We start from the raw sequence: 21,420 nt of genomic DNA, 5'->3' as shown, positions 1-21,420 counted from the left end.
AAGTCGTGAGAACATATCGGTTGCGCGCGCGACCGAAAAGGCCGATCCTTCCGCCCGTTTTCGATGATGAGGTCATGATGACGGAACTCGCCCCCGCGCGCCCCCGGGCGCTCGCGATCCTGGAGCGGCTCGGCGTCTCGCCGGACGCCTTCGCCGACGGCGGCCTCGTCGCGCGCTCGCCGATCACCGGGGAGACGCTCGCCTCCGTGCGCGAGACGACGCCGGCGCAAGCGGGCGAGATCATCGGCCGGGCGCATGAGGCCTTCCTCGCCTGGCGCGAGGTCCCGGCCCCGCGCCGCGGCGAGCTGGTGCGGCTTCTCGGCGAGGAGCTGCGCGCCGCCAAGGACGACCTCGGCATGCTGGTGACGCTCGAGGCCGGCAAGATCGTCTCGGAGGGCCTCGGCGAGGTCCAGGAGATGATCGACATCTGCGACTTCGCGGTGGGCCTCTCGCGCCAGCTCTACGGCCTGTCGGTCGCCACCGAGCGCCGGCACCACCGCATGGCCGAGACCTGGCATCCGCTGGGCGTGTGCGGCGTGATCTCCGCCTTCAACTTCCCCGTCGCCGTGTGGTCCTGGAACGCGGCGCTCGCCTTCGTCTGCGGCGATCCCGTGGTGTGGAAGCCCTCCGAGAAGACGCCGCTCACCGCGCTCGCGGTCGACGCGATCCTGAAGCGCGCCGTCGCCCGCTTCGGGGAGGACGCGCCCGACGGCCTGCACGCCGTGCTGATCGGCGCCCGCGAGGTCGGCGAGGTCCTCGTCGACGATCATCGCGTGCCGGTGGTCTCGGCGACCGGCTCGACCCGCATGGGGCGCGAGGTCGGCCCGCGGCTCGCCGGGCGCTTCGCCCGCGCCATCCTCGAGCTCGGCGGCAACAACGCGGCCATCGTCGCCCCCTCCGCCGATCTCGACCTGACGCTGCGCGCCGTCGCCTTCTCGGCGATGGGCACGGCCGGCCAGCGCTGCACGACGCTGCGCCGGCTCATCGTCCACGAGAGCGTCTACGACGCGCTGGTGCCCAAGCTCGCCCAGGTCTACGGCTCGGTCGCCATCGGCGATCCGCGGGCGGACGGCACGCTCGTCGGGCCGCTCGTCGACGCCGACGCGCTCGCGGCCATGGACCGCGCGCTCGAGGAGGCCCGCGGGCTCGGCGCCACGGTCCACGGCGGCGGGCGCGCCTCCGTTCCCGGCGAGGGCGTCTACGCCCGCCCGGCGCTCGTCGAGATGCCGCGCCAGGAGGGGCCGATGCTGCGCGAGACCTTCGCGCCGATCCTCTACGTGACGAAGTACGCCGGCTTCGAGGAGGCGATCGCGCTCCACAACGGGGTGGGCGCGGGCCTGTCCTCGTCGATCTTCACGCTCGACATGCGCGAGGCCGAGCGCTTCCTCTCGGACGCGGGCTCGGATTGCGGCATCGCCAACGTCAACATCGGCCCTTCGGGCGCCGAGATCGGCGGCGCCTTCGGCGGCGAGAAGGAGACCGGCGGCGGCCGCGAGGCGGGCTCCGACGCCTGGAAGGCCTACATGCGCCGCGCCACCAACACCGTGAACTTCGGCACCACGCTGCCCCTGGCGCAGGGCGTGAAGTTCGACATCGACGCCTGATCTCCGACGAGGACCGACCCGGCATGACCGCTCTCGCCAATCCCCCCTCGACCCCCGCCAAGGACGCCCCGAACCCCGGTGCCTTCGCCTGGGAGGATCCCTTCCTCCTCGAGGACCAGCTCTCCGACGAGGAGCGCATGATCCGCGACGCGGCGCGGGCGTTCGCGCAGGCGGAACTCGCGCCGCGGGTGATCGAGGCCTATCGCGAGGAGAAGACGGACCGCGCGATCTTCTCGAAGATGGGCGAGACGGGGCTGCTCGGCGTCACGCTGCCGGAGGAGTACGGCTGCGCCGGTGCGAGCTACGTCGCCTACGGCCTCGTGGCGCGGGAGATCGAGCGGGTGGATTCCGGCTACCGCTCGATGATGAGCGTGCAATCCTCCCTCGTCATGTACCCGATCTACGCCTACGGCGACGAGAGCCAGCGCCGAAAGTACCTGCCCAAGCTCGCCTCCGGCGAGTGGGTCGGCTGCTTCGGCCTGACCGAGCCCGACGCCGGCTCGGACCCCGCTGGCATGAAGACCGTCGCGAAGAAGACCGCCGGCGGCTACGTGCTGAACGGCGCCAAGATGTGGATCTCGAACTCGCCCATCGCCGACGTCTTCGTCGTCTGGGCGAAGTCCGAGGCGCACGGGGGCGCGATTCGCGGCTTCGTGCTCGAGAAGGGCATGAAGGGCCTCTCCGCCCCCAAGATCGGCGGCAAGCTCAGCTTGCGCGCCTCGATCACCGGCGAGATCGTGATGGACGGCGTCGAGGTGGGCGAGGACGCGCTGCTGCCCAACGTGTCCGGCCTGAAGGGTCCCTTCGGCTGCCTCAACCGCGCCCGCTACGGCATTTCCTGGGGCGTGATGGGCGCCGCCGAGGATTGCTGGCACCGCGCACGCGGCTACACGCTCGAGCGCGTCCAGTTCGGCCGCCCGCTGGCGCAGACGCAGCTCGTCCAGAAGAAGCTCGCCGACATGCAGACCGAGATCGCGCTCGGCCTCCAGGGCTCCCTGCGCGTCGGGCGCCTGTTCGACGAGGGCCGCGCCGCGCCGGAGATGATCTCGCTCGTCAAGCGCAACAATTGCGGCAAGGCGCTCGACATCGCCCGGGTCGCCCGAGACATGCACGGCGGCAACGGCATCATGGAGGAGTACCACGTGATGCGCCACGCCGCGAACCTCGAGACGGTGAACACCTACGAGGGCACCCACGACGTGCACGCGCTGATCCTCGGCCGAGCGCAGACGGGGCTGCAGGCGTTCTTCTGAGGGGCGGCGCGGATGGGGCGCGCGCTCCGCGCGGGATGCGTGTACTTCGGCCTCGTCTTCGTGGCCGGCTTCGCGCTGGGCACGGTTCGCGCGTTCTGGCTGACGCCTGCGCTCGGCCACGTGGGCGCGGTGGTCGTCGAGCTGCCGGTGATCATCGCGATCTCGGCGATCGCGGCGCGCTGGAGCGTGCGCCGCCTCGCCGTCCCCGGCGGGGTCGCGCCGCGCGCGGCGATGGGCACGCTCGCCTTCGCGCTGCTGATGGCGGCCGAGCTCGCGCTCTCGGTCTTCCTGTTCGACCGCACGCCGGCGGAGCATTGGGACACGTACGGGCGGCTCGCGGCGCAGCTGGGGCTGGTGGGGCAGGTGGTGTACGGGCTGCTGCCGCTGTTCGTGGCGCGGGGGAGAGGCTGACGTGAGCGCGCGCGGGTTGTCGAACAGAACAGGAAAATACACCTTGCGTCGAAATCCGACCGATACTAACCTCTGCTTCGTACATGGGGGGGAGCGGCAATGGTCGAGAGCGTACGGATCGAAACGCCACTCATCGAACTCGAGCGGCGAGACGAGCCGTTCCGCCGCGAGCACCGGCGCGACACGTTGCGCGCCCGGGGCGGCCGCCCGCTGCTGCGTCGAATCCTCGGCCCCGACGGCGTCGTCCGCACCCGCCTCGCGCGGTCGGTGGTCCTCGACGCGATCCGGATGTCGGGCGCGCGATGAAGCCCGCCGCCGCTCACACGCTGGAGCCGACCTATTCCACGGCGTTCGAGCGTCTCGTGGAGGGCGACGGCATTCCGCCGAACGAGGATCTGGTGGAGCTTCTGGCCTACGCTTTCTACAAGCGGGACAAGCGCGAGCTCATCATCTCGGAGCGGGCCACTCCGGATCAGCTTCGGGGGTATCACGCCATCCTGACGCCGAGCGTCCGGGCGCGGTACCGCGAGCACGCGCTCATGCGCCTCGAGGACTATGGCGAGCGGGCGATCGAGCATGCGCGCCCCGAGATCGAGGAATGGACGCGCAAGGCGGAGATCCTCGCGGCGCGGGACCGAATCATCGAGGCCGTGCATGCCAGCACGTCGTGGCGCACCATCGTTCTGTGGAACGTCGTCGCCTGGCTGCTCACGCTGACCATCACCTTTCTCGTGGCGCTCGGGTTCGGTGCGGTCACCATCACGATCGACCCCGGCTGAGCCGGTTGCTCCTCGCCGCGCGAGGAGCACTGCGATGAAACCCCTCTCCGGCATCAAGGTCCTCGAGCTCGCGCGCATCCTCGCGGGGCCGTGGACGGGGCAGCTCCTCGCCGATCTCGGCGCGGACGTGGTCAAGGTCGAGCGGCCCGGGGAGGGCGACGACACCCGCGGCTGGGGGCCGCCCTTCGTGGAGGGGGCCGACGGCACGCCGCACGCGGCGGCCTATTTCCACGCGGCGAACCGCGGCAAGCGCTCTTTGGCGGTGGACTTCACCACGCCGCAGGGGCAGGAGACCGTGCGCCGGCTCGCGGCGCACGCCGACGTCGTGATCGAGAACTTCAAGGTCGGCGGGCTCGTGAAGTACGGGCTCGACGCGGCGAGCCTGCGGGCGCGGAACCCGCGCCTCGTCGTGTGCTCGATCACCGGTTTCGGCCAGGACGGGCCCTACGCGCACCGCGCCGGATACGACTTCATGATCCAGGGCATGGGCGGGATCATGGACCTCACCGGCGCGCCCGACGGCGAGCCGCAGAAGATCGGCGTCGCCTTCGCGGACGTCTTCACCGGTGTCTACGCCACGGTGGGCATCCTCGCGGCGCTGCGCCGGCGGGAGCTGACCGGGGAGGGCGGACACGTCGACATGGCGCTCCTCGACACCCAGGTGAGCGTGCTGGCCAACCAGGCGATGAACCACCTGGTCTCCGGCGGGGTGCCCACGCGCATGGGCAACGCGCATCCCAACATCGTGCCCTACCAGGTCTTCCCGGTCGCGGACGGCCACGCGATCATCGCGGTCGGGAACGACGGGCAGTATCGCCGCCTGTGTGCGCTCCTCGCCGACCCGGCGCTCGGCGAGGACCCGCGCTTCCTGACGAACCGCGACCGGGTGGCGAACCGCACCGTGCTGATCGCGCTCCTGTCGGGCCTCACCGCACGCACGACCCGCGCCGACCTGCTCGCCGCCTGCGAGGCCGCGGGCGTCCCCGCCGGGCCCATCAACACCGTCGCCGACGTCTTCGTCGACCCTCAGGTGATCGCCCGCGCCATGCGCCTCGACCTCGAGGCGCCCGACGTCGCCGGCGGCAGCGTCCCCTCCGTGCGCTCCCCGATCGTGCTCGACGGCGAGCCCCAGGCGGCCGAGCGTGCCTCTCCGGGGCTCGGCGCGCACACGCGCGAGGTGCTGTCCGATCCGGCGTGGGGAGGCGGGGGATGAGAGCCGCCGGTCACGCCGTTCCTCGCCGGCTTCATGTGCGCCGAAGCCGGAGACGGATGGGGCGCGGCGCGAAGCGACGCGTTCCGCGAAGCGGAAGCCTCGGTGTCCGCCATCCGCCGTCGCGGTTCGGCTTCGCCGAACGCGCGTGCCGCGCGCCCCATCCGTCGCGGCGCTGCGCGCCGAGCCACCTTCCCCTACAGGGAAGGGGAAGGGCGGCCGGCCTGTCGTGCACCGCCGCGGAGCGAGGCACGCGCAACACCGCCCCCGGCTCGCTCCGCTCGCCGTTCCCGCCCCGATGGGGCGGGAGCGCGCCGGCACCGTTCGAACCCCGCTTCGGAGTGACCCCATGACCATTCATCCCCTCCGCACCGGCGGGCGGATCCTCGTCGATCAGCTGCGGGTCCACGGCGCCTCCCACGCCTTCTGCGTGCCCGGCGAGAGCTACCTCGCGGTGCTCGATGCGCTCCACGACGCGGACGTCGCGCTCACCGTCTGCCGGCAGGAGGGCGGCGCCGCGATGATGGCCGAGGCGCACGGCAAGCTCACCGGCAGGCCGGGGATCTGCCTCGTCACCCGCGGGCCGGGCGCCACCAACGCCGCGCCGGGGCTGCACATCGCCCGCCAGGATTCGACGCCGATGATCCTCTTCGTCGGACAGGTCGCGCGGGAGACGAGGGAGCGCGAGGCCTTCCAGGAGCTCGACTACCGCGCCGTGTTCGGCACGATCGCCAAGTGGGCGACCGAGATCGACGATCCCGTCCGCATCCCGGAGATCGTCTCGCGCGCCTTCCACGTCGCCACGTCCGGCCGACCCGGCCCCGTGGTGATCGCGCTGCCGGAGGACGTGCTGACCGAGGAGGCCGCCGTCGCCGACGCGCCGCCCTTCGCACCCGTCGAGACGCATCCCGGCCTCGCGCAGATGGCCGAGCTGCAGAAGCTGCTCTGGGCGGCGAAGCGGCCGGTCGCGCTCGTCGGTGGCTCGCGCTGGAGCGAGGCGGCGGTGGCGCGGTTCACCCGGTTCGCCGAGCGTTTCGCGCTCCCCGTCGCCTGCACCTTCCGCCGGCAGATGCTGTTTGCGCACGATCACCCCTGCTACGCCGGAGATCTCGGGCTCGGCGTCAACCCGAAGCTGCTCGCGCGCATCCGCGAGGCGGACCTCGTGCTGGCGGTCGGCGGGCGGCTGTCGGAGATCCCGAGCCAGTCCTACGCGCTCTTCGGCATCCCCGATCCCGGCGTCGATCTCGTCCACGTCCATCCGGATCCGGAGGAGCTCGGGCGTGTCTACCGCCCGCGTCTGGCGATCAACGCCGCGCCGACCGCCTTCACCGCGGCGCTCGAGGGCGTCCAGCCGCCCGGCACGATCCCCTGGGCCGGCGCGGCGGAGGAGGCGCACGCCGCCTACCGCGCATGGTCGGACCCGCGCGCCATCACGCATCCCGGCGACCTGCAGATGGGCGCCGTGATGGCGCATTTCGCCGAGGAGCTGCCGGCGGACGCGATCCTGTGCAACGGCGCGGGCAACTACGCCACCTGGGTCCACCGCTTCCACCGGTTCCGGCGCTGGGGCACGCAGCTCGCGCCGACCTCGGGCTCGATGGGCTACGGCGTGCCCGCCGCGGTCGCGGCCAAGCGTCTCCATCCCGGTCGCACGGTCGTCGCCTTCGCCGGCGACGGCTGCTTCCTGATGAACGGCCAGGAATTCGCCACCGCCGTGCAATACGACCTGCCGATCGTCGTCGTCGTCGTCGACAACGGCATGTACGGCACGATCCGCATGCACCAGGAACGGGAATACCCCGGCCGGGTGACCGCGACGGCCCTGAGGAACCCCGACTTCGCCGCCTACGCCCGCGCCTTCGGCGGCCACGGCGAGACGGTGACGCGTACCGCGGACTTCGCCCCCGCCCTCGCGCGGGCGATGGCGTCGGGCCTGCCCGCGATCCTGCATCTCCTCATCGATCCGGAGACGATCACCCCGACCGCGACGCTCGCGGGGCTGCGCGCGGCGGCGCTGGCGAAGCGAGGGTGAGGGGTGCCGCGTCGTCGCGGCGCCATCCTGCCGCTTGACGCGGGGGCCGCGGGCGGGACAATGCCCGCCCGCGAAGAGGAGTCCCGATGCCGAACGCCCCGCCCCGCCCCCAGCGCGCGCCCCGCGTGGGCCTGTTCGTCACCTGCCTCGTCGACCTGATGCGCCCCTCCGTCGGCTTCGCCGCGGTGAAGCTGCTCGAGGACGCGGGCTGCATCGTCGAGGTGCCCGCGCAGACCTGCTGCGGCCAGCCCGCCTTCAACTCGGGGGACCGCGCCACCGCACGCGCGCTCGCCGAGCGGACGATCCGCGAGTTCTCCCGCTTCGACTTCGTGGTCGCGCCCTCCGGCTCGTGCGCCGGGCAGATCAGGGCGCATTATCCCGAGCTGTTCTCCGACGACCCGAACTGGGCGCCCAAGGCGCACGCGCTCGCGGCGAAGACGCACGAACTCGTCTCCTTCCTCACCGACGTGCTCGGCGTCACCCGGGTCGACGCCACCTTCGACGGGGCGGTGACCTATCACGACAGCTGCGCGGGCCTGCGCGAGCTCGGGGTCCAGGCGCAGCCGCGCCGGCTGCTGGCGAGCGTCGACGGGCTCGAGCTCGTGGAGATGGCCGACACCGACGTCTGCTGCGGCTTCGGCGGCACCTTCGCCGTGAAGTACGGCGAGATCTCCTCGGCCATCGTCGAGCAGAAGACGAAGAACATCGTCGCGTCCGGCGCGCCGACGCTTCTCGCGGGCGACCTCGGATGCCTGATGAACATGGCCGGCAAGCTGCAGCGCGAAGGGCGTGACGTGAAGGTGCGCCACGTCGCCGAGGTGCTCGCCGGCATGACCGACGAGCCGGCGATCGGAGAGGCGTGAGCGGGCGGGCCGGTCCCGCGCCAGCGCGCGTCCCCCGTCAGCGCGCCTGCGTGGCGAAGCCCGCGCGCTGCGTGGCCTGGCCGCCGACCGCGCCGAAATGGCCCTCCGAATCGCCGAGCCTGAGCGAGGGCTGGCAGTCCGGCGTGCAGGAATAGCTCTCGCGGTCGAGGCCGCGCTGGACGACGACGACCGAATCCTCGAGCGGCGCCTGGACGCTGACCATGCTCTCGGCGAGCAGCAGGCCCTGCGCGTCGAGCGCGATCAGGTTCGTCGCGCCGTAGGCCTTGCCGGTGACGACGAGGATACCGTTGCGCTGCACCGTCACGTCTGCGATGAACGGATTGCCGACGATCACCGTCTGCGTCCGCTCGGGGAGGCGGATCACCTTGGCGTGGTCGAGGAAGACGGTGAGCACGTCGCGCGGGCCCGAGGCGGGCGGCGCATCGGGCTGCCGGGCGTCGACGGCGGGCGTCGCCGCGGCGGGCGCGCGGCGTTCCTCGCCGGGACGCGTGACGGCGACGATGCGCGGCGCGGCGATGCCCGGCGCGATGCCCGGCGCGTCCGGGCGTTCCACCCGCGGGCGGTCGATCTCGTCGGCGACGATCTCCTCCTCCTCCTGCGCGCCGGCGTCGGGCACGAGGAGCGCGCCCAGGCCGATGCCGAGGGCGATCACGGCCGCGAGTGCCGGGGCGATGGCGCGGACGGGGCGGATGCGCATGGTCCAGGTCTCTTCCTGCGACGCCGGTCGGCTACCGGCGGATGAAAGGCTAGCACGCCCGCAAGGACAGCCGAAAATGGTGAACAATCGCCTAATCCGGCCGGAACGACTTGTCGCGAAGCCGCGATGTTCCTCGCCGGACGCGTCCCGCTACCCCGCCGCGCCTGGACGCGCCCCGCTTCGTGACAGAATAGGTGGAATGAATACACGCGTGTGAACGCGCTTTCACCACTTTCTACTATCTCGGTCTCATCACGGCACATCTTTTTCGGCCATTGACGCAAAACATGGCGGCTCAGAAAAGATTAACCATCGGAAACACACTGGCGGGATCTTTGGGAATGCTTGATCGGCTTAACCCGCTGGCAAGAGGTGCCGCGTAGGGTGCCCTCATCGCCGCTCGGCACCAGAAGCGAGACAGCCGGGGCGGGCGTCGAAGCACAGTCGTACAGGAGCACACCATGACCAATCTTCTCGAGCGCTTCGTCAAGGACGAGTCCGGCGCCACCGCCATCGAGTACGCCCTCATCGCCGCCGTGATGGCGGTCCTGCTGCTCGCCGTGTTCAACCTCATCGAGACCCCGATGAACGACGCGTTCCAGACGATCGCGGATCAGCTCGACAACGCCGGCGGCGCCGCGACGATCGGCGACTGATCGCCGACCAGCCTCGGCGCCGCGCCCTGCGCGCGGAGCCGGATGTCTTCCGCGGCCGAGCCCGTTCTCGGCCAGCCGACCAGGGAGCCCGCGCCATGCCGTCATCGTCGAAGATCGGCGCGCGCGCGGGCTTCCTCGCCGACGAGCGCGGCGCCACCGCGATCGAGTACGCGCTGATCGCCGCGGTCATGGCCATGATCATGCTCGCGACGCTGTCGCTGCTCGATGACCCGCTGAACGTCGCCTTCCAGACGATCGCCGACACCCTCGAGGATTCGGCGCAGAACATGACTCTCATCGAGTAGCGCGAGGCCACCTCCCGTGTCGCAGCAGATCGCCCTCGCCCTCCTCGCCGGATTCGTAGGCCTCCTGTGCGCCGCCGCGCTGAGCGACGCGCGCACGATGCGCATCCCCAATTCCATCAGCGTCCTCCTCGTCGCGGCGTTCGTGCCCTTCGCACCGCTCGCGGGGATGGAGCTCGCGCAGATCGGGCTGCACCTCGGCGTCGGGCTCGCTGTCCTCGCCGGTACCTTCGCGCTGTTCGCGCTGCGCCTCGTCGGCGGGGGCGACGCGAAGCTGATCGCCGCGGCCGCCGTGTGGTTCGGCGCATCCGACGTGGGCGGTTTCCTCTTCGCGACCGCGATGGCCGGCGGCGTCCTCACCCTCGCCATCGTCGCCCTGCGGGCCGCCCCGATCCCGGCGGCGGCGGGCGGCTGGCCGTGGCTCGCACGCCTGCGCAGCAAGGAGGTCGGCGTTCCCTACGGCATCGCCATCGCCGCCGGCGCCTTCGTGGCGCTGCCGCAGAGCGCCGCCTGGCGCCTCGCCCTGGGCGCCTGATCGGGAGCCGCCCGCCCGGAACGCGCAGCCCTCGAAAAGTTCCCTTAACCATAATTTGACGATTCGCTGGTGACATCCGACGCACGAGACCCTCCGTAGCGTCGGGACGTCGAACCATGAAGCGAGCACAACTGGCAGTCTTAGGACTCGCATTGGCGGCCGGCGCGGGCGCGATGCTGCTGATGCGTGGCGACCCACCGCCTCCGCCGCAGGTGCAGGTCGTCGAGGCGCCGCGCGTCGCGACCACGGCGATCCTCGTCGCCGCCGCCCCGATCCCGATGGGCCAGACCCTCTCGGAGCGGGACCTGCGCTGGCAGGACTGGCCGGCCAACGCCGTTCCCGAAGGCCTGATCACGCGCGACGACGGCATGGACCTCGCCGCCGGGGCGATGGCGCGCCAGGGCATCCTCGCCGGAGAGCCGATCCGGCCGGAGCGGCTCATCCGCGCCGACGCCGGCGGCTTCATGTCGGCGATCCTCCCCGCGGGCATGCGCGCCGTCTCGATCTCGATCGATTCGCGCGGGTCGAGTTCGGCGGGCGGGTTCGTCCTGCCCAACGACCGGGTCGACATCATCCGCACCTTCCGAAACGAGAGCGCCTCCCAGCAGGGCGGCGGCGACGTGCTGGTGTCGGAGACGATCCTGCGCAACGTGCGCATCCTCGCCATCGGCAAGAACGTGCAGGTCGACGAGCAGGGCAACTCCTTCGTCGACGGCGAGCACGCGACCCTCGAGCTGACGCCGAGCCAGGCGGAGGCGATCACGCTGGCGCAGCGCACGGGCCAGCTCTCGCTCGCCCTGCGCAGCCTCGCCGACGCCGCGCCGACCGCGGTGGCGCAGGAGGAGGAGATCGTCGAGGAGCAGCTCGGCAGCCTCGACATCGTGCGCTTCGGCGTCTCCATGCCGACCCCGATCCGGTGAGGAGAGGCAGGATGACCCGCGCCCCGGCCGACAACGTGCCCGCCCAGACCATCTCGATCCGCCCGTGTGCGGCCCGCCGGGCCGGCCTCCTCGGCGTCGCCTCGGCGCTCGCGCTCGCGGCGACGCTCCTCGCCGGCGCGCCCCCCGCGGCCGCCGTCGACTGGAACCCCGACGCCCCGGGCGCGCGCGTGGCGCACGCGCCCTCGGCGCCGATCGTCCGCATCGCCCCGGGCGAGGGCGCGATCTCCCGGCGCGTCGACGTCGCGGTCGGCAAGTCGGTGATCGTCGAGCTGCCGGCGGACGCCCGCGAGGTCTTCGTCGCCAACCCGGCGGTGGCGAACGCCGTCGTGCGCTCGGCCCGCAAGATCTTCCTCATCGGCCAGGCGCCGGGCGCGACGTCGGTCTTCGCGTTCGACGCCGAGGGCCGGCAGATCGCCTCGCTCGACGTCGACGTGGGTCGCGACCTCCAGGCTCTGCGCCAGACCCTGCGCGGCTCGATCCCCTCCGGGCGGATCGACGTGCAGGCGGCGGGCGATTCGATCCTGCTCACGGGCCAGGTCGATTCGAACCTCGACGCCCAGCGCGCCGTCGACATCGCCAACGCCTTCGTGGGCGCGAGCGCGGGCACGGCCGGCGCCGTCGTCAACTCGCTCACGGTGGGCGGCGAGGACCAGGTGATGCTGCGCGTCACCGTCGTCGAGGTCGAGCGCTCGGTGCTCAAGCGCTTCGGCATCGACACGACGGCGGGATGGGCCCCCACCCCGATCCCCGTCGACCAGGGCATCAACCTCGCGACGACCGGCGCGAGCGGCACCGTGAGGGCCGGGCTCCAGGCCGGCGGCTTCAGCCTGCAGGCGACGCTCAACGCCTTCGAGAGCGCGGGCCTGCTGCGCGTGCTCGCCGAGCCGACGCTCGTCGCGATCTCCGGCGAGACGGCGGACTTCCAGGCCGGCGGCGAGATCCCCATCCGCACCTGCTCGGGCACCGGCGCGGACCGGACCTGCGCCATCGAGCTGCTCGACTTCGGCGTGAACCTCTCCTTCACGCCGGTCGTGCTGTCGAGCGGGCGCATCTCGCTGCAGGTCGCGACGCGGGTGCGCGAGCTGGACGGTGGCAACTCGATCCAGATCGACGGCGCCACCTATCCCGGCTTCAAGACCCGCGAATCGGCGACGAGCCTCGAGCTCGCCTCCGGCTCGACCATCATGACCGCGGGCCTCATCTCCTCGCGCGTCGACCGGCGGGTGTCGGGCATGCCGGGGCTGCTCAACCTGCCGATCATCGGCACGCTGTTCCGCTCCCAGGCCTACGACCGCCGCGAGACCGAGCTGATGATCCTGGTCACGCCGCTCATCGCCCAGGCGATGGAGCCCTCCGAGGTGGCGCGCCCGGACGACGGCTTCGTCGACGCCTACGACCCGCAGGCCATCCTGCTCGGGCGGCTCAACCGGCTCTACGGCACCGTCGAGGCGGCCGACCCGATCGGCCTGCGCGGCACCTTCGGATTCATCGCGGACTGACCGGGTCCTCGCCCCGCGAGAGGACGCCCCACCACAGGACGACGACGAGAGATGGCCCGCATGACTTCCGCCACCCCCCGGCCCCGCACCGGCAGGATCGCCCGCCTCGCGCTCGCGGCGGGGCTCGCCGCGATGCTCGGCGCCTGCGCCGATCGCGTGATCCAGACCGGCTCGACGGCCTATCCGCACGACTACCGCGAGCGCCACCCGATCGCGCTCCAGCAGGCGCCGGAGGTGCTCGACGTGATCGTGCGCGGGGTGGGGCTCGATCCGCGCCAGCGCACGGACGTCGCCGCCTTCGCGGAGGGCTATCGCCAGGGCGGCAGCGGGGCGCTGCACGTCCAGGTGCCGCAGGGCGGGGACGAGGTCGGCACCCGCCGCACCCTCGACGCCGTGCGCGCGACGCTGAACGCATCGGGCGTGCCCGCGACCTACCTCTCGGTGACGACCTATCGCCCGGGCGACCCGAGCGTCGCGGCGGCGATCCGGCTGTCCTATCGCGCGCTGCAGGCGCGGGTGCAGAGCCGCTGCGGGCTCTGGCCGCAGGATCTCGGCGTCTCGGACGCCGCCTTCAACCTGCGCAACGAGCCCTACTGGAACCTCGGCTGCGCCATGCAGACGAACGTCGCCGCCCAGACGGCGGACCCGGTCGACCTGATCCGCGGGCGCACGCGCACCCCCGCCGACGTTCAGGCCCGCCTGCCCGACATCCAGGCGGTGCGCCAGGCGACGTCGCCTGCGACGGGCAACGAGTGAGCGTGGACCGCCAGGGAGGAGCCCAGACGATGACCGAGAGCCCGACGCGCGACGACCTGATCCCGCCGGTGCCGCGCATCACGCTGCAGGCCTTCTGCGAGACCGCGGAGGTCGCCGCGGTGCTGGAGGCGGCCGCCGCCGACCGGCGGATGGTGAAGGCGCACGTACGCGTGCAGACCGGCGGCGTCCCGGCCGCCGTCGCCGCGTACTCCCAGGCGCCGACGCCCAACGTCGTGCTGCTCGAGACGCGCATGACCTCGCCGCCGGACTTCCTGGCCCAGCTCGACCAGCTGTCGGAGGTCTGCGACGCGGGCTCCAAGGTGATGGTGCTCGGCCACGTCAACGACGTCGGCTTCTACCGCGAGCTGATCCGGCGCGGGGTGAGCGAGTACCTGATCGCGCCCATCGAGCCGATCGACCTCGTGCGGGCGATCTCGGGCCTCTACGCCACACCCGGCGCGCCGCCGGTCGGGCGCACGGTCGCCGTCATCGGCGCCAAGGGCGGCGTCGGCGCCTCCACGGTGGCGCACAATCTCGGCTGGTCGTTCTCGCGCAAGCTCGCCATGGCGACCGTGATCGTCGACCTCGACATCGCCTTCGGCACCGCCGGCCTCGACTTCAACCAGGACCCGCCGCAGGGCATCGCCGAGGCGATCTTCGCCCCCGACCGGCTCGACGCCAACATGATCGACCGGCTGCTCTCGAAGTGCTCGGACCGGCTGAGCCTCCTCACGGCCCCCGCCGTGCTCGACCGCACCTGCGACCTCACCGAGACCGCCTTCGACCAGATCATCGACATCCTGCGCACCTCGACGCCGGCGATCGTGCTCGACGTGCCCCACGTCTGGACCGCCTGGGCGCGCCGGGTGCTGATCGGCGCCGACGAGGTCGTCGTCGTGGCGGCCCCCGAGCTCGCCTCGCTGCGCAACGCCAAGAACCTCGTGGACCTGCTGCGCCAGGCGCGGCCCAACGACCGCCCGCCGCGGGTCGTGCTCAACCAGGCGAGCCTCGCCAAGCGCCCGGAGATCGCCGCGGCCGATTTCGCCAAGGCGCTCGACGTGACGCTCGCGGCCGCGATCCCCTTCGACGCGCAGCTCTTCGGCACGGCGGCGAACAACGGGCAGATGGTGGCGGAGATCCAGCCCGGATCGAAGCCGGCGGAGGCCTTCGACGAGCTGGCGCAGGCGATCGCCGGGCGCCCCGCCGAGCGTCGGGGCCCGCGCGCGGCGAGCCTGCTCGACCCGCTGCTGTCGAAGATCGTGCGCCGCAAGGTCTCCTGAGGCGTCGCGGCGAACCGGAGAACGAATGAGCATGTTCGGCAAACGATCGACGTCCGGGACCGCGAGCGAGGCCGCCCCCCGCCCGATCCACGCCGCCCCCGCCCCGGCGCCCGCACCCGCGGCGGAGCCCCATCCGAGCCCGGTCCCGGTCCTCTCCGAGACCGGCTACGTCCCCGCGTCCTCGCTCGAGCCGCGCACGATGCACGAGAAGCCGCTCGTGGTGGAGGAGCGGCAGAAGTCGGACAAGTACTACCAGACGAAGAGCATGGTGTTCGGGGCCCTGATCGAGGCCATCGACCTCTCCCAGCTCTCGCGCCTCGACGCCGATTCGGCGCGCGAGGAGATCCGCGACATCGTCAACGAGATCATCGCGCTCAAGAACGTCGTGCTCTCCATCGCCGAGCAGGAGGAGCTGCTCGAGGACATCTGCAACGACGTCCTCGGCTACGGCCCGCTCGAGCCGCTGCTCGCCCGCGACGACATCGCCGACATCATGGTGAACGGCGCCAACAAGGCCTACATCGAGGTCTCCGGCAAGATCCAGCTCACCAACGTGCGCTTCCGCGACAACCAGCAGCTGATGAACATCTGCCAGCGGATCGTCAGCCAGGTGGGCCGGCGCGTCGACGAATCGAGCCCGATCTGCGACGCGCGCCTGCCCGACGGCTCGCGCGTCAACGTCATCGCCCCGCCGTTGGCGCTCGACGGCCCGGCGCTCACCATCCGCAAGTTCAAGAAGGACAAGCTCACCCTCGACCAGATCACGCGCTTCGGCGCGATTTCCCAGCCGGGGGCGGACATCCTCAAGATCATCGGCCGGGTGCGCGCCAACACCGTGATCTCCGGCGGCACGGGCTCGGGCAAGACGACGCTGCTCAACTGCCTGACGAACTACATCGAGCACGACGAGCGCATCATCACCTGCGAGGACGCCGCCGAGCTCCAGCTCCAGCAGCCTCACGTGGTGCGCCTGGAGACGCGCCCGCCCAACCTCGAGGGTCAGGGCCAGATTACCATGCGCGACCTCGTGCGCAACTGCCTGCGCATGCGCCCCGAGCGGATCATCGTCGGCGAGGTGCGCGGGCCGGAGGCGTTCGACCTGCTCCAGGCGATGAACACCGGCCACGACGGCTCGATGGGCACGCTGCACGCCAACTCCCCGCGCGAGTGCCTGTCGCGTATCGAATCGATGATCACGATGGGCGGCTTCGCCCTGCCCTCGCGCACGATCCGCGAGATGATCGTCTCCTCGATCGACGTCATCGTCCAGGCCGCGCGCTTGCGCGACGGCTCGCGCCGGATCACGCACATCACCGAGGTGCTGGGCATGGAGGGCGACGTGATCATCACGCAGGACATCGTCGTCTACGACATCATCGGCGAGGACGCGAACGGGCGCCTGATCGGCCGCCATCGCTCCACCGGGGTCGGGCGGCCGCGCTTCTGGGAGCGCGCGCGCTACTACGGGTGCGAGGCGGCGCTCGCCGCCGCCCTCGACAAGCTCGAGCCGAGCGAAGCCGAATGAGCCGGGGGAACGCGCCATGGACCTGAACGCGATCGCGGTCGCCGTCTTCGCCACCGTCTCGGTGGGCGGCCTCGCCTGGGTCTTCCTCTACCCGCTGCTCTCGGGCGAACGCCGCGCCGAGAAGCGCCAGCAGACGCTCGTCATGCGCACGCCCGAGGCGCGGCTGGAGCGCGTCAACGCCGCCGCACGCCGCGAGCAGATCGCCCAGAGCCTGAAGGATCTCGAGGCGAAGAGCGGCAAGCGCAAGCTCACCCTGGAGCAGCGCCTCACCCAGGCGGGCCTCGACTGGGCCCCGAGGAAGTTCTGGATCGCGAGCGCCGGCTGCGGCCTCGTCCTGGCGCTCCTGACCTTCGTGGGCACGGCCTCGCCCGCGATCGCGCTGCTCGCGGGCTTCGCCGGCGCGCTCGGCGTGCCCCGCTGGACGCTCGGCTACCTGACGCGCAAGCGGATCGCCGGCTTCATCTCCGAGCTGCCCAACGCCATCGACATCATCGTGCGCGGCATCCGCTCGGGCCTGCCGCTCGGCGACTGCATGCGCGAGATCGCCTACAATGCCCAGGAGCCGCTGCGCTCCGAGTTCCGGCTCGTGATGGAATCGCAGTCCGTCGGCGTGCCGCTCTCGGAGTCGATCACCAAGCTCGCCCAGCGCATCCCCGTTCCCGAGGCGAACTTCTTCGCGATCGTGATCACCATCCAGTCCAAGGCCGGCGGCAACCTGTCCGAGGCCCTCGGCAACCTCTCGCGCGTCCTGCGCGACCGCAAGAGGATGCAGGACAAGGTCAAGGCGATGAGCACGGAGGCGAAGACCTCCGCCGCCATCATCGGCGCGCTGCCCTTCGGCGTCGCGCTGATCACCTTCTTCACCAGCCCGGACTACATCTCCCTGCTCTGGACGACCCTGCTCGGCAAGATCGTGCTCGGCGTGTGCGCGGTGTGGATGACGATCGGCGTGCTCGTGATGCGCAAGATGATCAACTTCGAGGTCTGAGGGACGCGCCATGGACCTCCTCTCCGATCCCAACATCGTGCCGATGCTGCTCGCGGGCGTCGCCGCGGCGGCGACAGTGTGGTCGCTCGCGATGTCGCTCGTGCCGGCGGACACGCTCGACAAGCGCCTGAAGGCGGTGGCGGTGGAGCGCGAGAAGATCCGCGCGCGCGAGCGCGAGCGCATGAACGCCGATCGCCAGCGCGCCACCCTGCGCCAGCGCCCGACGACGCGGCTCAAGGAGATCGTCGACCGCTTCAAGCTCTCCGACTGGCTCGGCACCGAGACCGCGAAGGCGCAGTTGACCCAGGCGGGCTACCGCGGCCAGAAGGCCGAATACACCTTCCTGTTCTTCCGGCTGGTGACGCCGATCGCCTTCCTGCTGTTCGGCTTCCTGTACCTGTTCTTCGTCAACGACCACGATCTCGCGCCGCTGCTGCGGGTCGCCGGCGTGATGACCGCCGCCTACGTGGGCATCAAGGCGCCGGAGCTCTACCTCTCCAACCAGCGCACGAAGCGCCAGCTCTCGATCCGGCGCGCCTGGCCGGACGCCCTCGACCTGCTGCTGATCTGCGTCGAATCGGGCATGTCGATCGAGCAGGCCTTCAAGCGCGTGGGCGCCGAGGTCGGCGCGAACTCGATCCCGCTCGCGGAGGAATTCGCCCTCACCAGCGCCGAGATGGCCTATCTCAGCGACCGGCGGCTGGCCTACGAGAACCTCGCCCTGCGCACCGGGCTCGATACGGTCAAGAGCGTCGTCACCGCGCTCGTCCAGGCGGAGCGCTACGGCACGCCGCTCGGCCAGGCGTTGCGCGTGCTCGCGCAGGAGAGCCGCGACCAGCGGCTCAACGAGGCGGAGAAGAAGGCCGCCTCGCTGCCGCCCAAGCTCACCGTCCCGATGATCATCTTCTTCCTGCCGATCCTGTTCGCGGTGCTGCTGACGCCCGCGGCGGTGCAGGTGATGGAGGCGTTCTGATCAACCGCCCGGCGCGAGCGCCTCGCGCCAGGCGGCCTCCGGCACCCGCGTCGCCGCCGCGACGCCCGCGGCCGCCGCCGGCAAGAGCCGCGCGCCCGCGACGAGCGCGGCGCGGCCGAGCCCGCCGGCGGCGAGGCGCTCGAGCCCCCGCGCGCGACGGATGGCCGGGCCGATCGCCGCCGCGAGCCGTGCGTGGTGGCTCCCCGCCTCCTCCCCGGCGACGAGCGCGTTCGCGGCCGCGAGGCCTCCGTAGAGCGCCATGGCCATGCCGTCCCCGCAGAACGAGGGCACCACGCCGGCTTGGTCGCCGACGCGCAGCAACCCCGCGGGGTCCGCCGCGGACGGGCGGTGGACGAAGCCGTAGGGGATGCGCGCCACGGCGCGGGGCCGCTCGCCGAGGAGGCGCGCGTCGGCGACGATGGCGGCGAGGGTCGGGGTCCCGCCGGCGAGGCCGGCGATCAGCCCCGGCAGCCCGCCGGCCGCGCGCAGCCGGCCCGCGGGCGCGACGAGGCACAGGTTCGCCCGTCCGCCCTCGACCCGCTGCAGCCCGGCATAGCCGCCCGCGAAGAGCACGAGCACGATGCGCCCGTCGAGCCGCGCCATCGCGTCGGGCGCCAGCGCGAGATGGACCTTCAGCCCCACGAGGCCGGGATCGGCGGGATCGGGGCGGGCGTGGCCGCGCAGGTCGTGCTTGCCGGTGGCGAGGACGACGCGCGCCGCCGTGACGAGGTCGCCGCCGTCGAGCCGGGCCGTCCAGCCCCCGCCCTCCCGCGCGAGCGCGCGCACCGCGCGGCCGCGGCGTACGTCGACGCCGGCCCTGGCGGCGCGCGCGAGGAGCGCCTCGTCGAGCCGCGCGCGGGTGAGGCCGCGGGCGACGAAGGGCAGGTCCGCCTCGGCGCTGCGCGTCCCGTTCACGAGGGCGAGCCGGGAGATCGCGGGGCTGCCGGCGAGGGCGTCCGCGAGGCCCAGCCCCCCGAGCATGGACGCGGCTTCCGCCGACAGGAACTCGCCGCACACCTTGTCGTGCGCCCCCGCCACGCGCTCGACGAGGACGACGGACGCACCCGCCTCCGCGAGCCGGATCGCGCAGGCGGCTCCCGCGAGGCCGCCGCCGACGACGAGGACGTCGCCCCCCCTCGCGCCTCCGGTCATGGCGACGGCTCCGCGCGCAGCCGCGCGACCACGAGGCGGAAGGGGAAGCGCCGGCGGATTTCGACCATGTCCGCCAGCCCGGCGTCGGCGGCGTAGCGTCGCCAGTCCGCCTCGACGAAGCCGCGCGCGATCGACAGCGGTCCGTCGTGGCGCACGAAGGGGTGGCGGCCGAGCAGGGTCGCGAGCGCCCGGAAGCCGTGGAAGGCGAGGCGGCTGCGGCGCAGGTCGTTGACGAGGAAGCCGAGCCGCGCGCGGCGCTCCATGCCGGCCAGCAGCGCGGGGATCTCCTCGTCGTCGAGGTGGTGCGCCACGAGCGAGCAGACGATCAGGTCCGGCCGGGCGCCGCCCTCGGCGAGGGCGTCCCCCACCCGCCAGGCGATGGCGTCGGCGGGGTCGCTCGCGGCGCGGGCGGCGGCGATCGCCGCGGGCGAGCGGTCGACGCCCTCGAGCGCGAGGGCGATACCGCGGCGGCGGCCGAAGGCGGCGAGGGCGCGCAGGCCGTCTCCGTCGCCGCAGCCGAGATCGCGCACGACGAGCCGCCGCCCCGGCGCGAGGCGCGCGGCCCGCGCGACGAAGTCGAGCACCGGGCGGCGTCCGAGCGTCAACGTGGTGACGCCGGCGAGGTCGGCGTAGCAGGCGGCGAGCACCTCGGGCGCGACGTCCGGATCGTCCATCAGCTCTGGGCCCGGCGCGCGCCGGGCGGCGTCGAAGCGCGGGCTCACGCCGCCCTCGCGAACCGGAAGGTCTCCGCCACCATGCCCGGCCCGAAGGCCATGCCGATGCCAGGCTCGCCGGGCGGGCCGGGACGCGCCAGCAGGTCGGCGAGCACGAACAGCACGGTGGGGGAGGACATGTTGCCGTTCTCGCGCAGCACCGCCCGAGCCGGCGCGAGCGCCGCCTCGGGCAGGTCGAGCCCGGCGGCGACCGCGTCGAGCACCGTGCGCCCGCCGGGGTGGACCGCCCACAGCGCGATGGCGTCGGCCGGCGTGCCTGCGAGAACCCCGCCGGCGTCGTTGCGCATCCGCTCGCGGGCGAGCGCGCCCTCGATCGCCGCCGGGACCGCGCCGGAGAGATGCATCAGGAAGCCCGTGTCGGCGACGTCCCAGGTGATCCGGTCCGCCGTCGCGGGGATCGTCACGGCCCGGAAACCCCCGAGCGCGAAGCCCCGCGGCTCGGCGCTGACGAGGGCCGCCGCCGCGCCGTCGGCGAACAGCATCGCCGAGAGCATGGTCTCGAGGTCGTCGACGTCCTGGAGGTGGAGCGTGCACAATTCGACGCACACGACGAGCACCCGCGCGTCCGGCTCCGAGCGCACGATGTGGCGGGCGGTCTTGAGCGCGTTGACCGCGGCGGCGCAGCCCATGAAGCCCAGCACGACGCGCTCGACGTCCGGATCGAGCCCGAGCCGATCGACGAGGCGCTGGTCGACGCCCGGTGCGCAGAAGCCGGTGCAGGAGGCGAGGACGAGATGCGTGACCGCGCCGAGCGGCATGCGCTCGGCGAGGTCACGCACGGCGGCCTCGGCCAGCGCCGGCGCGGTCTCCGCGTAGCGCCGCATGCGCGCGCCGGTGCCCGGGAAGCGGCCGCGGACGTAGAAGCCCTCGGTATCGATCGCCGGCCCACCGACCGTCGCCGGCGCGAGGCTGGAGCGCCGCCGCGCGATGCCCGACCGCGCGGCCATGCGCCGGAACAGCGCGCGCTCGCGGGGGGCGGACAGACTCGCCTCGGCGAAGGCGCAGAAGGCGCCGTGGACCTCGTGCGCGGGGGACGCGCGACCGACGGCGTTGACGTGAGCGACGACGGGGGTGATTCGCGGCAAGCGGGCTGCTCCTCGGTCCGGACCGGGCGGCGGGCCCGGCGGCGCCGGCGCTGGTCCACCCGAGGATACGAGAACGCGGGCGCGCCGGTTTCGGCCTCCCCACGCGCCCGCGTGCCGCACCCCT

General features: G+C 72.6%; 22 protein-coding genes. 18 read left to right on the top strand and 4 right to left on the bottom strand.

Features of this window, described 5'->3' with window-relative positions:
* Positions 1 to 77: 77 nt before the first annotated feature.
* The 8 genes from amaB to AB9M23_RS08090 all read left to right on the top strand — a co-directional run bounded on the left by amaB (position 78) and on the right by AB9M23_RS08090 (position 8,152).
* On the top strand, positions 78 to 1,604 hold the full coding sequence (gene amaB, locus AB9M23_RS08125) for an L-piperidine-6-carboxylate dehydrogenase (protein ID WP_372424019.1): 1,527 nt from the start codon (positions 78 to 80) through the stop codon (positions 1,602 to 1,604).
* Between the two features lie 23 nt (positions 1,605 to 1,627).
* A complete protein-coding gene (locus AB9M23_RS08120; RefSeq protein ID WP_372424018.1) occupies positions 1,628 to 2,857 on the top strand; it encodes an acyl-CoA dehydrogenase in 1,230 nt (409 codons plus the stop codon).
* 12 nt (positions 2,858 to 2,869) lie between these two features.
* A complete protein-coding gene (locus AB9M23_RS08115) occupies positions 2,870 to 3,268 on the top strand; it encodes a hypothetical protein (protein ID WP_372424017.1) in 399 nt (132 codons plus the stop codon).
* 99 nt (positions 3,269 to 3,367) lie between these two features.
* Positions 3,368 to 3,574 (top strand): hypothetical protein, encoded by a 207-nt coding sequence (locus tag AB9M23_RS08110; RefSeq protein WP_372424016.1) that lies wholly within the window; start codon positions 3,368 to 3,370, stop codon positions 3,572 to 3,574.
* Positions 3,571 to 4,047 (top strand): hypothetical protein, encoded by a 477-nt coding sequence (locus AB9M23_RS08105; RefSeq protein ID WP_372424015.1) that lies wholly within the window; start codon positions 3,571 to 3,573, stop codon positions 4,045 to 4,047. The genes AB9M23_RS08110 and AB9M23_RS08105 overlap by 4 nt, the downstream gene beginning before the upstream one ends.
* A 34-nt stretch (positions 4,048 to 4,081) precedes the next feature.
* Positions 4,082 to 5,260, top strand: coding sequence for a CaiB/BaiF CoA transferase family protein (locus tag AB9M23_RS08100; protein WP_372424014.1), 1,179 nt, complete (start codon positions 4,082 to 4,084; stop codon positions 5,258 to 5,260).
* Between the two features lie 346 nt (positions 5,261 to 5,606).
* On the top strand, positions 5,607 to 7,289 hold the full coding sequence (locus AB9M23_RS08095) for a thiamine pyrophosphate-binding protein (protein WP_372424013.1): 1,683 nt from the start codon (positions 5,607 to 5,609) through the stop codon (positions 7,287 to 7,289).
* A gap of 86 nt (positions 7,290 to 7,375) precedes the next feature.
* Positions 7,376 to 8,152 (top strand): (Fe-S)-binding protein, encoded by a 777-nt coding sequence (locus AB9M23_RS08090; RefSeq protein WP_372424012.1) that lies wholly within the window; start codon positions 7,376 to 7,378, stop codon positions 8,150 to 8,152.
* A 37-nt stretch (positions 8,153 to 8,189) separates the two neighbouring features.
* Here the strand turns inward: AB9M23_RS08090 and AB9M23_RS08085 are convergent, their stop codons facing one another.
* Positions 8,190 to 8,675 carry a pilus assembly protein N-terminal domain-containing protein gene (locus tag AB9M23_RS08085; RefSeq protein WP_372424218.1) on the bottom strand — a complete coding sequence of 162 codons (486 nt, stop codon included), beginning with the start codon at positions 8,673 to 8,675 and terminating at the stop codon, positions 8,190 to 8,192.
* 656 nt (positions 8,676 to 9,331) lie between these two features.
* Between AB9M23_RS08085 and AB9M23_RS08080 the strand changes: the two genes are divergently transcribed.
* The 10 genes from AB9M23_RS08080 (at position 9,332) to AB9M23_RS08035 (ending at position 18,325) form a co-directional block, all read left to right on the top strand.
* Positions 9,332 to 9,526, top strand: coding sequence for a Flp family type IVb pilin (locus tag AB9M23_RS08080; RefSeq protein ID WP_372424011.1), 195 nt, complete (start codon positions 9,332 to 9,334; stop codon positions 9,524 to 9,526).
* A gap of 95 nt (positions 9,527 to 9,621) precedes the next feature.
* Positions 9,622 to 9,831: a Flp family type IVb pilin gene (locus tag AB9M23_RS08075; protein ID WP_372424010.1), complete on the top strand. Its 210-nt coding sequence runs from the start codon at positions 9,622 to 9,624 to the stop codon at positions 9,829 to 9,831.
* Between the two features lie 16 nt (positions 9,832 to 9,847).
* Complete coding sequence (locus tag AB9M23_RS08070; protein WP_372424009.1) at positions 9,848 to 10,363, top strand: A24 family peptidase; 516 nt, start codon at positions 9,848 to 9,850, stop codon at positions 10,361 to 10,363.
* A gap of 116 nt (positions 10,364 to 10,479) precedes the next feature.
* The gene (gene cpaB, locus AB9M23_RS08065; RefSeq protein WP_372424008.1) at positions 10,480 to 11,283 is read left to right on the top strand and encodes a Flp pilus assembly protein CpaB; all 804 of its coding nucleotides are present in this window, start codon (positions 10,480 to 10,482) and stop codon (positions 11,281 to 11,283) included.
* A gap of 11 nt (positions 11,284 to 11,294) precedes the next feature.
* Positions 11,295 to 12,803, top strand: coding sequence for a type II and III secretion system protein family protein (locus AB9M23_RS08060; protein ID WP_372424007.1), 1,509 nt, complete (start codon positions 11,295 to 11,297; stop codon positions 12,801 to 12,803).
* 60 nt (positions 12,804 to 12,863) lie between these two features.
* On the top strand, positions 12,864 to 13,559 hold the full coding sequence (locus AB9M23_RS08055; protein WP_372424006.1) for a CpaD family pilus assembly protein: 696 nt from the start codon (positions 12,864 to 12,866) through the stop codon (positions 13,557 to 13,559).
* Positions 13,560 to 13,588: 29 nt separating this feature from the next.
* Positions 13,589 to 14,839, top strand: coding sequence for a CpaE/TadZ family protein (locus tag AB9M23_RS08050; protein WP_372424005.1), 1,251 nt, complete (start codon positions 13,589 to 13,591; stop codon positions 14,837 to 14,839).
* A 31-nt stretch (positions 14,840 to 14,870) separates the two neighbouring features.
* Positions 14,871 to 16,364: a TadA family conjugal transfer-associated ATPase gene (locus AB9M23_RS08045; protein ID WP_372424004.1), complete on the top strand. Its 1,494-nt coding sequence runs from the start codon at positions 14,871 to 14,873 to the stop codon at positions 16,362 to 16,364.
* Positions 16,365 to 16,380: 16 nt separating this feature from the next.
* Positions 16,381 to 17,352, top strand: a complete 972-nt coding sequence (locus tag AB9M23_RS08040; protein ID WP_372424003.1) for a type II secretion system F family protein — start codon at positions 16,381 to 16,383, stop codon at positions 17,350 to 17,352.
* A 10-nt stretch (positions 17,353 to 17,362) separates the two neighbouring features.
* Complete coding sequence (locus AB9M23_RS08035) at positions 17,363 to 18,325, top strand: type II secretion system F family protein (protein WP_372424002.1); 963 nt, start codon at positions 17,363 to 17,365, stop codon at positions 18,323 to 18,325.
* Here AB9M23_RS08035 and AB9M23_RS08030 read toward each other — a convergent pair whose 3' ends face one another.
* Genes AB9M23_RS08030 through AB9M23_RS08020 form a run of 3 tightly spaced genes read right to left on the bottom strand, consistent with a single transcriptional unit; the run spans position 18,326 to position 21,296 of the window.
* Positions 18,326 to 19,477 carry an NAD(P)/FAD-dependent oxidoreductase gene (locus AB9M23_RS08030; RefSeq protein ID WP_372424001.1) on the bottom strand — a complete coding sequence of 384 codons (1,152 nt, stop codon included), beginning with the start codon at positions 19,475 to 19,477 and terminating at the stop codon, positions 18,326 to 18,328. It abuts the gene before it with no gap.
* Positions 19,474 to 20,199 carry a methyltransferase domain-containing protein gene (locus tag AB9M23_RS08025; protein WP_372424000.1) on the bottom strand — a complete coding sequence of 242 codons (726 nt, stop codon included), beginning with the start codon at positions 20,197 to 20,199 and terminating at the stop codon, positions 19,474 to 19,476. Before AB9M23_RS08025 ends, AB9M23_RS08030 begins: the two co-directional genes overlap by 4 nt.
* Positions 20,196 to 21,296: a type III polyketide synthase gene (locus AB9M23_RS08020; protein WP_372423999.1), complete on the bottom strand. Its 1,101-nt coding sequence runs from the start codon at positions 21,294 to 21,296 to the stop codon at positions 20,196 to 20,198. The genes AB9M23_RS08025 and AB9M23_RS08020 overlap by 4 nt, the downstream gene beginning before the upstream one ends.
* Positions 21,297 to 21,420 lie beyond the last annotated feature (124 nt).

Origin of the sequence: Salinarimonas chemoclinalis, from assembly GCF_041514305.1 — a bacterium.
Lineage (GTDB): Bacteria > Pseudomonadota > Alphaproteobacteria > Rhizobiales > Beijerinckiaceae > Salinarimonas > Salinarimonas chemoclinalis.
Note: the sequence above shows the minus strand (reverse complement) of the source record. Positions and strands in the feature narration are given on the sequence as shown.